This window comes from bacterium (genome assembly GCA_035505375.1).
GTDB lineage: Bacteria > Hydrothermota > Tepidihabitantia > Tepidihabitantales > Tepidihabitantaceae > UBA2258.
The window spans coordinates 1-12,581 of the sequence record DATJQV010000064.1; the positions used below are offsets into that span (position 1 = coordinate 1).

At 62.2% G+C, this 12,581-nt stretch carries 13 protein-coding genes; all 13 read left to right on the forward strand.

Annotated features, from left to right (window positions below; translation table 11 throughout):
• Positions 1–157: 157 nt before the first annotated feature.
• The 13 genes from VMH22_09760 (at position 158) to VMH22_09820 (ending at position 12,476) form a co-directional block, all read left to right on the forward strand.
• Positions 158–430 (forward strand): hypothetical protein, encoded by a 273-nt coding sequence (locus VMH22_09760; GenBank protein HTW91980.1) that lies wholly within the window; start codon positions 158–160, stop codon positions 428–430.
• Between the two features lie 72 nt (positions 431–502).
• On the forward strand, positions 503–1,201 hold the full coding sequence (gene cmk / locus VMH22_09765; protein HTW91981.1) for a (d)CMP kinase: 699 nt from the start codon (positions 503–505) through the stop codon (positions 1,199–1,201).
• Position 1,202: 1 nt separating this feature from the next.
• Positions 1,203–1,859, forward strand: coding sequence for a lysophospholipid acyltransferase family protein (locus VMH22_09770; protein ID HTW91982.1), 657 nt, complete (start codon positions 1,203–1,205; stop codon positions 1,857–1,859).
• A gap of 112 nt (positions 1,860–1,971) precedes the next feature.
• On the forward strand, positions 1,972–2,808 hold the full coding sequence (gene ispH, locus VMH22_09775) for a 4-hydroxy-3-methylbut-2-enyl diphosphate reductase (protein ID HTW91983.1): 837 nt from the start codon (positions 1,972–1,974) through the stop codon (positions 2,806–2,808).
• Entirely contained in the window at positions 2,798–4,585 is a 1,788-nt protein-coding gene (locus VMH22_09780; protein ID HTW91984.1) for a 30S ribosomal protein S1, read from the forward strand. The genes ispH and VMH22_09780 overlap by 11 nt, the downstream gene beginning before the upstream one ends.
• Positions 4,586–4,630: 45 nt before the next feature.
• Positions 4,631–5,827 carry a MiaB/RimO family radical SAM methylthiotransferase gene (locus tag VMH22_09785; protein HTW91985.1) on the forward strand — a complete coding sequence of 399 codons (1,197 nt, stop codon included), beginning with the start codon at positions 4,631–4,633 and terminating at the stop codon, positions 5,825–5,827.
• 159 nt (positions 5,828–5,986) lie between these two features.
• Entirely contained in the window at positions 5,987–6,943 is a 957-nt protein-coding gene (locus tag VMH22_09790; protein ID HTW91986.1) for an OmpH family outer membrane protein, read from the forward strand.
• On the forward strand, positions 6,921–7,571 hold the full coding sequence (locus tag VMH22_09795; GenBank protein HTW91987.1) for a UDP-3-O-(3-hydroxymyristoyl)glucosamine N-acyltransferase: 651 nt from the start codon (positions 6,921–6,923) through the stop codon (positions 7,569–7,571). The genes VMH22_09790 and VMH22_09795 overlap by 23 nt, the downstream gene beginning before the upstream one ends.
• Positions 7,568–8,362 (forward strand): UDP-3-O-acyl-N-acetylglucosamine deacetylase, encoded by a 795-nt coding sequence (locus VMH22_09800; protein HTW91988.1) that lies wholly within the window; start codon positions 7,568–7,570, stop codon positions 8,360–8,362. The genes VMH22_09795 and VMH22_09800 overlap by 4 nt, the downstream gene beginning before the upstream one ends.
• Positions 8,359–8,793 (forward strand): 3-hydroxyacyl-ACP dehydratase FabZ, encoded by a 435-nt coding sequence (fabZ, locus tag VMH22_09805; GenBank protein ID HTW91989.1) that lies wholly within the window; start codon positions 8,359–8,361, stop codon positions 8,791–8,793. The genes VMH22_09800 and fabZ overlap by 4 nt, the downstream gene beginning before the upstream one ends.
• Positions 8,794–8,829: 36 nt before the next feature.
• Positions 8,830–9,633 (forward strand): acyl-ACP--UDP-N-acetylglucosamine O-acyltransferase, encoded by an 804-nt coding sequence (gene lpxA, locus VMH22_09810; protein ID HTW91990.1) that lies wholly within the window; start codon positions 8,830–8,832, stop codon positions 9,631–9,633.
• Positions 9,630–11,000: a PQQ-binding-like beta-propeller repeat protein gene (locus VMH22_09815; GenBank protein ID HTW91991.1), complete on the forward strand. Its 1,371-nt coding sequence runs from the start codon at positions 9,630–9,632 to the stop codon at positions 10,998–11,000. The genes lpxA and VMH22_09815 overlap by 4 nt, the downstream gene beginning before the upstream one ends.
• 15 nt (positions 11,001–11,015) lie before the next feature.
• On the forward strand, positions 11,016–12,476 hold the full coding sequence (locus VMH22_09820; protein HTW91992.1) for a folylpolyglutamate synthase/dihydrofolate synthase family protein: 1,461 nt from the start codon (positions 11,016–11,018) through the stop codon (positions 12,474–12,476).
• Positions 12,477–12,581 lie beyond the last annotated feature (105 nt).

The window sequence follows — 12,581 nt, forward strand, 5'->3', positions numbered from 1 at the left end:
TCATGCGGGCAGATGGCAAGGATAGGTGATAAGTCCTTGGATTAGTGGCGGTTTGGGACGCTGTGCGACTCGCCCTGGGGGTCACCCCGGGAACGGTTCCCAAGGTGGTTCCGACGGCGGTTCGGCACATGACTTGGAGGGGGACTCTCGGAGGGACTTGGCGGGCGATGTTCAGGGCAACTTGTCCCGTGGTTTGGAGGGCTACCCGCACCGCGACTCGGCACGCGACTGGCGGTATCTCTCGGACGGCAATTCGCGTCGTGACCCGCGGCGTCACTCGCGAGATGACCTTCACTGCTACTCGTGGAGTGATTCGGAAGATGACTTGCAGGGTGATTCTCAGGGCGAGTCGCGGGGCAAGCTTCCGAGCTTTGCGGGCCACGGCCGCGTTACCATCGCTACGCAGGTCGAGCCCCTAGAGCCGACATAGAACCGCCTGTCACTCCGAGCAGGGGAGGCGGGATGGCTTGAAAGGGGCCGGTTCTTTGATATAGTGCCCTCTATGAAGCATCCTCGCGGATTCATCCTTGCAATTGACGGCCCTGCCGGTTCGGGCAAGAGCACGACCGCGCGGCTGTGCGCGGAACGGCTCGGGTTCCGGCATCTAGATACCGGGGCGATGTACCGGGCGGTGACGTTGAAGGCTTTGTGGACGAACACGGACATCGCGGACGGACACGGACTGGCACGGATGCTCAGAACTACTCGCGTGGGGGTGGGGTGGAGCCGGTCTGGCATGCGCGTGAAGCTGGACGGCAGGGACGCGAGCGAGGCGATTCGGAGCCCGGAGGTGAGCGGTTTCGTCTCCGAAGTATCGGCGATTCCGGCGGTGCGGAAGATGATGGTCGCCGAGCAGAGGCGGGTCGCCGAAGGTCAGGCAGTCGTCTGTGAAGGGCGCGACATCGGCAGCGTGGTCTTTCCCGATGCCGACCTGAAGATATTCATCGAGTGCGACGTGGCCGAGAGGGCGCGAAGACGTCAACTGGAGCTGGCCGGGCAGGGCGTGTGCACCGGACAGAAGGCAGTCCTGGCCAACTTGGTCAAGCGCGACCGGATTGACTCGGGCCGCGAGGTGAGTCCATTGCGGAGGATGCCGGATGCGGTGCTTCTCGATACATCGCACCTGACAATAGAGGAACAGGTTTCCGTGGTTTGTGACCTGGCAAGGAGAAGGATGAGGGCGGAACGCGTGAGGCGGTGAGATGCGGTTACGCTGGATGGTCGGGTACGCGATTGTGTACGCGTTCGGACGGATGGTTCTGAAGGTGCGCGTTAGTGGGCGGAACAAGCTTGTCCCAGGGCCGCAGATACTTGCATCAAACCACGTGTGCAACTTCGACCCGCTGCTGGTCGGACTGGGAGCGCGGCGCGAGATTCACTTTCTTGCCAAGGAGGAGCTGTTCAAGGCTTCGCGCTGGTTCGACTGGCTCATTCGTACCTATAACGCTTGGCCGGTGCGACGCGGCGGGGCAGACGCAGGGGCAATCAGGAGTTGTTCGTGGCTGCTGGAGAGGCGCCAGACCATCGTGCTCTTTCCCGAGGGGACGAGAAGCAAGACCGGTGACATTAACGGCTTCAAGCCGGGCGTAGGCATGCTGGCCATCAGTAACCATGTGCCTGTGGTGCCGGTTCACTTGGGTGGCGTGTCGCGCTCAATCATCTCCTATTTGGTCGACCGGGACTTCGTGAAGCGCGGGTATCGGAAGAAGCCGACGCACAACGAGGGCATCAGGATAGCATTTGCGGACCCGGTTTACCCGGATGGATTTGCTGCCGACAGGCAGGGATACGAGGAACTTACGCAGGAAGTGGAGAATCGTGTTCGGGAATTGGCAGCGAAGTCAGAAGCTAGAAACTAGAAGGCAGAACGTTAGGATGAAGTCAAAGGCCAAAAGCCAAAAGGCAAGAGCCAAAACGCAGAAGGCGAGAGGCGAAAGGCGAGAGGCGAAAAGCGGGCGGAATTCGGTAATCGTGGCCAGGCCGACGGGGTTCTGTTTCGGGGTGGAACGGGCAATCGGACTCGCTAAGTCGGGGAAGAAACAGTTTGGCCGAATCTCGACGTTGGGCGAGTTAGTGCACAACCCCTTGGTGCTCAAGGAGCTGGAACGAGAGGGCATCAGGTCGGTCCGTCGTGCCCAACAGGTGAGTGACGGTGCGCTGGTCATCCGCGCCCATGGGTGTCCGCCCGAGACTCTCGCGGAGTGCCACAGGCTGGGAATCTCGGTCGTGGATGCGACCTGTCCGTACGTCCGCAAGGTCCAGAACGTTGCCCGCCGTCTGAAGGAGAAAGGGTACACCGTGGTGGTGGTCGGCGAGCGGAATCATCCCGAGGTGAAGTCCATTCTCGGCTATTGCGAGGGCCGGGGCCGCGTATACTCGCCACGGATGCGACTGCGGGGCGGCAAGGTCGGGGTCGTGGCCCAGACCACGATGTCCCGGGAGCGGCTAAGGGAAGCTGTTGCCAACCTTTCCCGGTTTCGCTATACTGAGCTTCGGATCTTTGACACCATCTGTGAGGAGGTGGCTGCCCGACAACAGGCCGCTGCCAGAATCGCACAGCAGGTGGACTTGGTAGTCGTGGTCGGCGGCCGCAACAGCGCCAACAGCTCCCGACTGGCCGAGATTGCTCGCAACGCGGGCTGTCGCGTCGTCTTCGTGGAGCGGGCAGCGGAAGTTCCGCGCCGGGCCGTCGCCAAGGCCGGCCGGGTCGGAGTCGTGGCCGGTTCATCCACGCCGTCACGGGTGGTGCGAGAGATCGTTGAGATTGTCAGAAATCCCGCTAAGGAGGACCGTCTTAATGTCAGTTGAGGATAGCAAACAGGAAGGCCCCACCGGCCTGCCTGAGTCTGAAGCACCGAGCACAACGCGGCCGGCGCCGAAAACGACCGCCGAGCTCTACGCGGATTCATTTCCGCGGCTGCGGCTTGGTGACATCGTTACCGGTCGCGTGGTCAAGCGTTTGACCAATGCCGTGCTGGTGGATATCGGCCTGAAAGCCGAAGGGGTGCTGTCGGTCGAGGAGTTCAGGAACCGCGACGACGCAACGGAAGGACGCGAGGTGAAGGTCTATCTCGAGTCTTTCGAGGACCGGGATGGCTTCCCGGTGATATCCAAGAAGAAGGCCGATTTCCAGCTTGCCTGGGAAACCATCAAGCAGAAGTCCGAGAGTGCCGAAGGCGTGCCTGCCACGGTTATCAAGCGTGTGAAGGGCGGGCTGGCAGTCGAGATTCTCGGGCTGGATGCTTTCCTGCCCGGCTCGCAGGTTGACCTGCGGCCGGTGCCGAATCTCGACGACCTCATCGGCAAGCCACTCGAGGTCAAGATCCTGTCCGTAAACTGGTACAAGAAGAACATCGTTGTGTCGCGGCGGCTGTTGCTCGAGGAGCGCCAGGAAGAACTCCGGCGCGAGCTGTTCAGCCGGCTCAGCGTGGGCGACGTGATCGACGGGACCGTGAAGACGATTACCGACTTCGGCGCGTTCGTCGACATCGGCGGCGTGGATGCCCTGCTGCACATATCCGACCTGGCCTGGAACAAGGTCGTCCACCCGACCGAGGTCGTGAACGTCGGTGACCAGTTGAAGATAAAGGTCCTCTCGGCCGACCCCGGCACCGGGCGCATAACCGTAGGCCTGAAACAGCTCACGCCTCACCCGTGGGAACGGGTCGAGGAGAAGTACCCGGTTGGCGGGAAGGTGAGGGGCCGGGTGACGACGCTGGCCGAGTACGGAGCCTTCGTGGAGCTGGAAAAGGGCATCGAGGGCCTGATCCACGTCTCGGAAATGTCCTGGACCAAGTCCATCCACCATCCTTCGCAGATTTTGGCGATGGACCAGGAAATCGAGACGGTCGTTCTCAATATCGACAAAGAGAACCGGCGGATATCGCTGGGCCTGAAGCAGACCCTGCCCGACCCGTGGTCGCTGGTCGAGGAGAAGTACCATGTCGGACAGCGCGTCGAGGGCAGAGTCCGGGCGTTGAAGGAGTTCGGAGCCTTTGTCGAAATCGAGGAGGGCATCGAAGGCCTGATCCACAACGCCGACATCTCGTGGACCAAACGTATCAAGCATCCGCGCGAAGAGCTCAAGAAGGGTCAGCGGGTCGATACCATAATCCTCGGTATCGATAAGGAGAACCGCAGGATAACGCTCGGTCTGAAGCAGACCCAGGAAGATCCTTTCTACAGCATCAGCAAGGAGCTGAAGGAAGGCGACGTCGTGAAGGCGCGGATTGTCGACCTGCCCAAGCCGGGCGTGGTCGTGAGCCTCAACTACGACATCGAGGGGTTCGTGCCGTTGAGCCAGTTGGCACGCGGCGGCAAGAAGGCCAAGGAAAAATACGAGATCGGCGAAGAACTGGAGTTGAGAGTCATTCGCGTCGATCTTGAGCACCGCCGCATTGCCCTGAGCGAGCGGGCCCTGCAGCCCGATGCCGAACCGGTCGAAGGGGAAACCGAGGAACGTCCGGAGCGCGAGCGTGACCGCGACCGCGGCCGCGAGCGGTATCGCGGAGAGGAACTGAACGACCGATTCACGCTCGAAGACCACCTCCGGGAGTTCGAGGAAGAGCGCGACCTGGAAGCTTAGGCAGAGTCGGACGGGTCTGACTTGTCCGACGAGTCGGCCCTAGGTGTGAAGCAGCCTACCGCGACCGTACTGACTGCCGGCTGCCGCCTTAATCAATCAGAGAGCGACGCCCTGAGGCACCGATTGGCGCTTCAGGGCGTTGTGCTGGTTGATACGCCGGAGCAGGCTGACACCTGCTACGTCAATACCTGCACCGTGACCGCCGAAGCCGACCGAAGTTCGGTCCAGTTGGTGCGCCGGGCGTGCCGGGCCGAGAGCAGGCCGCGCGTCGTGGTGCTTGGGTGTCTGGCTGAGCGCTCGCCGGAGCAGGTCAGGCAGATTGCCGGAGTATCAGAGGTCTGGAACAACCGGCGGAAGCAGGACGAGATTGCGGGCCTCGACCCTGCGCCGGTCCGAAGCCGGGCGATACTCAAAGTCCAGGATGGTTGTGACCACCATTGTTCGTACTGTATCGTCCCCGGCCTGCGGGGCGACCCACGGTCGGTTCCGGCGCAGAGGGTCCGCGAGCAGTTTGAACGGCTGCTGGCGGCGGGCTTTCACGAGGTCGTGCTTACCGGCCTCAACCTCGGCACCTACAGGGATGGTGAGACGACGCTGGTCGGACTGCTGGACATGTTGCTTAAGTCGTGCTGCGGCGCGCGCATCCGGCTGGGGTCAATCGAGCCCGACACCATCGACGATGCCCTGCTCACCGTTCTCGCCGACAGCCGGATCTGTCCGCACCTGCACATGCCGTTGCAGTCAGGGGATGACGCCGTGCTTGCCATGATGAACCGACGCTACCAAGCAGCGGATTTCGGCCGGCTGATCGAGCTTGTCCTCAAGGTCAGGCCGGAGACGAACATCGGGACAGATGTGCTGGTCGGCTTTCCGGGCGAGACCGGCGAGTCATTTCGGCGTACCAGCGAGTTCCTCGCCCGTACGCCGGTCGGCTACCTGCACGTTTTCCCGTTCTCGCTCCGACCCGGAACCGAACCTGCCTGCCGGGGTGAGCCGGTTCGCCATGGGGTCGTCCGCGACCGGGTCGCAGACCTGCGGGCCTTTTCCGACCGGCGCCGGCACGACTATCAGGCGCGCTTTGTCGGAACCGTTCGTCCGGCGATTGTCGAGACAAGTCGGACCGCCCTGACCGACAACTACCTGCGGCTGAAGGTGACCTCAACCGAGCAATTTGCGCCGAGAGCGCTCGTCAGCCTCCGCATCGGTCAGGATGGCTTGGTCTTAACCGGCGGCCCGTGTTGACAATCAGGCACTGAGGCCTAAGCTGAGAATGTTGGAGATGCAACATGAAAAGTGCAAGATGCAGACTGCAAGATGTATGACCTCTGGCGTCGGTTTCCTCATCTTGACCCTTGCATGTTGCATCTTGACCTTTGAAGTCCTTAGTAGTTAGGAGGATTTGTGAGAGCTTTGCGACTGGCGATCATTCTCTATCTCGGGGCCGGTGCTGCGGTTCTTGCGGCCAAGGAGTTCCGAGTCGGCTACGTTGACTATGACCAGGTCATTACCAAGTATGAGGGTGCGGCGGATGCGAAAAAGGACATGGATACCGTCCGTGCCGGCTTCGAGGCGAAGGCTGAGTCGCTGAAGAGTGACTATGAGAAAGCACAGGCGGAGTACTCTTCCCAGCAGCTCACGCTCTCCGAGGAGGGAAAACGTGCGAAGAACGCCGAAGTAGACCAGCGAAAGAGTCGTTACGACAGCTACATCTCTCAGGTCTACGGTACGGGCGGTCTGATTGACCAGCGTTACAAGGAGCTGATTGCGCCGATCGTCCAGAAGATCGACTCGACGGTGGGGAAACTGGCGGTGGACGAGGGGTTTGCCTTGATACTGGATGCATCGAAGGCAGGGATCGTCTACTCGGACGCCGGGCTCGACCTGACCCAGGACGTTGTGGACGACTTGAACCGCGAGTTCGCCCCGGTCGGGCCATCGGTGACGAACAAGAAGGTATATGCGCTGATGCCGGTCTTCAACTCCAACGACCTTGCGGCGCAGGACCACGCGGGGCAGGAGATTCGAGATTCCGCCTACGCAATCGTGCACGCGCAACCTAATGTGGACATGATTCCCGACCCTCAGGTCGACCAGCAGTTGCAGTCCTACGGGCTGCAGAATCGGCAGGTGCCGCTCGACAAGGCGCTCCAAGCCGGTCGCGCGCTCAACGCCGATTACGTGATATACGGCAGTGCCAGCAAGCAGGCCCAGAAGATCCAATTCCAGCTCTCGATTGCCGACGTGAAACAAGGGACCATGCTCAAGAGCCAGCAGGGCGAGATAGCCCCGTCCGAGGACATGAAGTCAAAGGTAGGCGCGGTAATCCGGGTCCTTCTTGCGTCAGTTGCGAACCCCTGAGCCGGCCTGGGTTGAGAGAGGCGCGAAGCTCGCGCCAGACGTCGTGCTCTCGCCGTTTGTCTACGTTGGTCCTGATGTAGAAATCGGGCCGGGCTCGGTTGTGGAGTCGAATGTGACCATCAAGGGCAGTACGACAATCGGCGCGCGGGTGCACGTCGGTCCGGGCACCGTAATCGGCTGTACCGGGTTCGGGTATGAGAGGCGGGACGGACGCTACCAGCCGCTCGAACACGGCGGTCGTGTCATAATCGGGGACGACGTTGACATCGGCGCCAACTGCACGATTGCGCGGGCCAAGACGGGACGGGAAACGCGAATCGGCCGCGGCACGAAGATCGACTGTCTTGTGCACATCGGTCACAATGTGGTGATTGGCTGCGACTGCATTCTAGCCGGACAGGTCGGAATCGCGGGCAGTGCAATGATCGGCGACCGCGTGGTCCTCGCGGGGCAGGTCGGAGTGAGCGACCACGTCACCATTGGCGACGACGCGGTCATCTATGCGAAGTCTGCGGTGTTCCGTTCGGTGCCGGCGGGCGCGCGCTACTCCGGAATCCCGGCGAGACCCCACACGGAGATGAAGCGGCTTTGGGCGAGCCTCTGGCGACGGTTCGGGCGCAACGCATGAGTGGGGCTACGATATCAAGTGCAGCCGGATTCACCGGCAGGGATTGGATGGGCCGCGCCAAAGCGAGCGTACGACTGTGTCCGGCCGGGCCCGGTACGGGAATATGGTTCAACGGGCATGTACGGGCGACGACCGCCGGCGCCAGCGTCTCAGACCACATGATGTCCCTCGGCCGAGGTCGTCACAAGGTCCGGATGGTCGAACACCTGCTTGCGGCTTGTTCAGGGCTGGGTATCACCGACCTGGCCGTGGAGACAAGCGGGGACGGCTTACCCATCGGTGACGGCAGCGCCGGACCGTACGTGCGCCTGTTGCGTGAGGCCGGCATCGTACGGTACAAGGAAGGGCCAAGGCCGGCGCTCCTGGGCCGGCCAGTGCTGGTGAAGGAAGGCCCGCGGTTCATTGCCGCGGTCCCGGCCCACGGCTTGGCGCTAAGCTGTCTGACGCGTTTCCCTGAGTTCGGGCCGCAGTTCGGTGCGCTCACGGTGACGCCGGCTTCGTTCCAGCGTGCCCTGGCACGAGCCCGGACATTGGCGCGAACCGAGATGTCACCGGCCGCGGTCCAGAAGAGATACGGTTTGCGCTTCCGGCTCAGGCGGGTCGGCCGGTTCGTGTGCGCCGAGCGGCTGCGGTTCACGGATGAGCCCTGCCGACACAAGGCGTTGGACCTGCTCGGTGACCTGGCATTGCTCGGCAGGCCGCTTGAAGCCGAAGTCTTCGCGTTCATGCCTGGACACGATTTGAATCTCACTTTTGTCCGGACAGTTGAGAAAGAACTGGAGGATTTATGACCGAAGTATTGCTCGGGATGGAACAGATAAAGGACCTGCTGCCCCACCGTCAACCATTCCTATTCATAGACGCGGTCACGAAGATCGAACCGAACTTGATTGAAGGATACCGCGACATCAAGCCGGAAGAGTCCTACTTCGCCGGGCACTTTCCCGGTTTCCCGGTTCTGCCCGGTGTGCTGATGGTCGAGGCCATTGCCCAGACTGGAATCCTCCTGGTGCTGAAGATGAAGGAGGAGCGCCGCGGACGCAACACCCTCTTTGCCGGTATAGAGAACGTGAGGTTCCGTCGTCAGGTTCGGCCCGGCGACCGCTTGCTGTTGTCCGCGGATATCTTGAGCGGCCGTTCTTCGGTGTACAAGATTCACGGCACAGCCAAGGTGGGCGACGAACTGGCATGTGAGGCGACCGTCATCGGCGCGCTGCGGTAGCACGCCCCACGACGAACGCCGGGCAGGTACGTTCACTTGAACCCCGGAACCCCGGAACCCTCGAACCCTTCGGGTTCGGTCCACCCTTCCGCCATCGTCGGCCCGCAGGTCAGGCTCGGGCCGGACTGCGAGGTCGGGCCGTTCTGCCATCTTGAGGGCAGGGTCACGGCGGGCGGGCGCAATCGATTCGCGACCGGGGTCGCAATTGGTGGACCGCCGATGGATACTAAGTACCTTGGTGAAGACACCGACGTGCGAATCGGTGCCGGTAACACATTCTTCGAATACACGACGGTGCACCGCGCAAGCGGCGAAGGCAACACAACCGTCATCGGCGACGATAACTTCATCATGGCCTACGTTCACATCGCCCACAACTGCCGGATTGGTGATGGTTGCGTGGTAACCAACGGCGTACAGCTTGCAGGATACACCGAGGTCGGGAGCCATGCGAACATCGGGGGGCTTGCCGGCATCCACCAGTTCTGCCGCGTCGGCACGCTCGCGATGGTCGGTGCCTGTTCGTACGTCAGCAAGGACATACCACCATACATGCTTGCCGCCGGCAACCCGTGCCGCGTGCGCGGCATCAACTCGGTTGGGCTGCAGCGCGCCGGGGTCACTGCGACGGCACTGGCATTGCTGCGACGGGCGCACCGGCTCATCTACCGTGCGGGATTGAACCTGACTCAGGCCTTGTCTGCAATCGAGGCCGACCTGCTCCCGCAGAGCGTGCCCGGCCGCGGCCAAGAACAGCTTCAGGAACTGGTCCGCTTCATGAGGTCGAGCAGTCGCGGAATCGAGCTGCGCAGCGGACGGCAGGGAGAGAAGGAGCCTTGAGGAAGGCATTCGTTCTGCTCGCGTTGCTCGCAGTGGCCGTCGCACATGGTAATCCGTGGGCCTGCTTCCACGGCGACCCGCAGCACACCGGCAGCTCTGTGAACGTGGTCGGAAGACCGCTGGAGCGGGTGGCGGCATTCGCCGCCGACACTTCCATCTCGGGCTCGCCCGTGGTGCGCCAGGACGGATGTGTCCTCGTGGGAGCCCGCGACGCGAAGCTCTACTGCCTCGGGCCGCGCCTGGATACGCTGCTCTGGGTCGCGGACCTCACGCCCTACGGTTCTAATATCTACTACTCCTCGCCCGCGCTCGACGACTCAGGCAACGTCTACATAACTACCAGCCGTAGGTTGGTCAAGGTCGGCAGCGGCGGCGCGGTGCTCTGGTCGTGGCCTTCGAACAACTCCCTCTCCATCAGCCACTCGCCGGTCATCGGGCAAGACGGCAAAGTCTACTTCGCCTGCTACTCAGATTCGCTCTATGCGCTGACCCCGGACTGCAGCCTGGCCTGGGCGAGGGACCTTGGAGCAGCCGTCAATTCCGCACCGGCAGTCGGCATGGACGGCCGCATCTACGTCGCCACGACCCGCGACACGCTGAGCCGCAAGCTCTGGGGCTTCAATCCGGACGGTACGTCGCCGTGGTCCTTTGACCTTGCGGCCCAGGCTGAATACGCGTCGCCGGCCATCGGCCCGGATTCGACCATCTACGTCGGTGCCGGCCGCTACTTCTACGCGGTCCGGCCTAACGGTACGCTCAGGTGGCGCGACAGCCTGGCCGCCATGATTCAATCCTGTCCGTCGGTCGCCAACGACTCCACACTGTACGTTCTGGCCGGGGCAAGACTTTATTGCATAGGTACTGACTCAGTTGTCCGCTGGCGAAGGACACTGGGCGGCTCGAACTACTGCTCTCCTGCGGTTGATGCCGAGGGCAGCGTCTACGTCGGGACGGCCAATAGTATGAGCAGCACCTTCTACTGCATTGGGCCGGATTCAATCGTTCGTGACAGCTTCGTCTTCAGCAACAACATCTGGTCCTCACCGGCCATTGGCGAGAGCGGGCGCGTCTACTTCGGCGGCATGAACGATAGCCTGTACCTTTTTCAGGGCCCGGGTCCTGGAGTCACCGAGCCGAATCGATGTCTCGGCCACGTCAGCTTCTGCTTGCTGCCAAATCCGACCCATGGGGTCGTGCGGATAGCTCCTCCGGGTCGATACTCGGCCAAGGTCTTTGATGCCTGCGGTGCGCTCGTGGCCACTGCCTCGGACGCGGACAGAGTGGACCTGCGAGGGCTGCGTCATGGAGTCTACCTGGTGCAGGTTACCGGGTCGGGCCACTCGTCGCAGAAGGTTGTCCTGCGGTAGTCCCATAGGTCCTATATGACCTATAGGTCCTCCATCGCCTTCCTCGACAGCCTCGTCAACTACGAGAAGCTCGCCGGGCCGCGGAACGAGTTCAAGCTCGACAACATCCGCCGGCTTCTTGAGCTTGCCGGCAATCCCGAACGAAAGCTGCGCAACGTCATTCTGGTTGCGGGTACCAAGGGCAAAGGTTCAGTCTGCTACATGCTTGAGGCGGCTTTGCGTGGCTGCGGGCTCTCGACCGGCATGTTCATCTCGCCGCACGTCCTCGACGTGCGAGAGCGAATTCAGCTCGACGGCAAGCCGATTCCAAAGAGCCTTTTCGCCAGTCTCATCGCCCGCCTCGCCCCGTTCGTTCAGACCTCGAAGCCCGCCAATCGCCAATCGGCAGTCCCCGTCAGCTACTTCGAGCTGACGACGGCCATGGCTTTCCTGCTCTTTGCCGAACGGCAGCCCGACTACTCAATTGTAGAGGTCGGCTTGGGCGGCAGACTCGACGCCACCAATCTCTCCGACCCGACAATCTCGGTTATCACCCGCATCGGGTATGACCACCTGAAGGTGCTGGGCAACACGTTGACCAAGATTGCAGGGGAGAAGGCAGGCATCATGCGTAAGGGCAGGCCGGTCGTCATCGGCGAGCAGGAACCGGAGGCGCTCTCGGCGCTCAAACGTAAGGCGCGCGAGTCAGGAGCACGGTCCGTGCCGTCCTCCGTCGTATCAGTCCTATCTGTCGAATCCGTCGCAGACGGTCTGAGACTCGACGCGCGCTGCCGGTTCGGGGCAGGCGAGATTCGCCTTCCGCTGCTTGGCAGGCATCAATCCGAGAACTGCCGGACTGCGCTGGCGGTGCTCAACGAGCTCTCGATGCTTGGCCGACGCATCAAGTTCCATTGCGTCGCGCGAGGGATGGAACGCGTGTCGATACCCGCGAGGTGCCAGATCGTCAGGCGAAGGCCGTTGACCATCGTCGATTCCTGCCACAACCCAGAATCGGGTCGCGCACTCGCCAACACCCTGCGAGACCATTTGCCGAAGGTTGCGAATCGCCGATTCCCTCACCCTCGCCCTCTCCCAGAGGGAGAGGGAAGGGGTGAGGGTGTCGAGCCGCCAATCGCGAATCGCCCTTCGCCGAAGGTCGTCCTGATCTACGGCTCTCTTTCGGGCAAGCTTGTGGCCGAGACCGTCGCTCCGCTCGCGCCATACGTGGAGCAGGCGATTCTGGTCCAGCCCGACAATCCTCGTGCGATGCCGCTGGCCGAACTCAAGCAAGTCTTCACGCACCTGCGCATTCCCTTCGTTACGGCCGACAACGTCCGCTCCGCCTTGTCCTTAGCTCGGGCTTCATCCCTCAGCCTTCATCGTTCATCCTTGCCTGTTGTGGTTGCTGGTTCCTTCTACCTCGCGGGCGAGGCCCTCAAGGTACTCGGACCATCAAGGGCTGGGCGCAGCCTTCGTCAGCACCGCGGTAGCCGGTAGGCGTCAGCGGAGTCGGTCTTCGAGTCACCCTGCAAACCGCTGTCAGAGTCCCTCCGCAAGTCGCCTTGCCAGTCGCCGTGGCGACCGCACTGGAAGTTGGTCTGC

Coding starts and splice junctions, on each gene's coding strand:
- VMH22_09780 (HTW91984.1), top strand. CDS start 2,798: ATGTCAGTTGAGGATAGCAAACAGGAAGGCCCCACCGGCCTGCCTGAG.
- cmk (HTW91981.1), top strand. CDS start 503: ATGAAGCATCCTCGCGGATTCATCCTTGCAATTGACGGCCCTGCCGGT.
- fabZ (HTW91989.1), top strand. CDS start 8,359: ATGACCGAAGTATTGCTCGGGATGGAACAGATAAAGGACCTGCTGCCC.
- VMH22_09800 (HTW91988.1), top strand. CDS start 7,568: ATGAGTGGGGCTACGATATCAAGTGCAGCCGGATTCACCGGCAGGGAT.
- VMH22_09770 (HTW91982.1), top strand. CDS start 1,203: ATGCGGTTACGCTGGATGGTCGGGTACGCGATTGTGTACGCGTTCGGA.
- VMH22_09820 (HTW91992.1), top strand. CDS start 11,016: ATGACCTATAGGTCCTCCATCGCCTTCCTCGACAGCCTCGTCAACTAC.